The organism is Priestia sp. SIMBA_032, assembly GCF_046535215.1.
Taxonomy (GTDB): domain Bacteria; phylum Bacillota; class Bacilli; order Bacillales; family Bacillaceae_H; genus Priestia; species Priestia aryabhattai.
Genome location: NZ_JAWRXD010000595.1, coordinates 1 through 274 on the forward strand (window position 1 = coordinate 1; position 274 = coordinate 274).

1 pseudogene is annotated in these 274 nt (G+C 65.0%); it reads right to left on the reverse strand.

Annotated features, from left to right (window positions below):
* Nucleotides 1-274: pseudogene (locus SB717_RS35650) on the reverse strand (polyhydroxyalkanoate depolymerase); the annotation flags it as partial.

The following is a 274-nucleotide window of genomic DNA, read 5'->3' on the forward strand; positions in this document are numbered from 1 at the left end:
GCCGGATGGCGGACGGATCGACCGGGCGCCCGCGGGAGACCATCTCGCCCTTCGGCAACGCGTGCTGCTTGAACACGAGATCGACGGTCTGGAGATAGAACTCCGCCGTGAGATCCATCACGGCGCGGTATTCCTCGTAGAAGGCGAGCTTGTCGGCCGCGCTGTCGCCGTCGCCCTCGACCAGGTGATGGAAGACCTCGAAATGGGCGTCGACATGCCGGTCCAGGTTCATCTGCATGAAGCCGGCGAGCTGCAGGAAGCCCGGATAGACCCG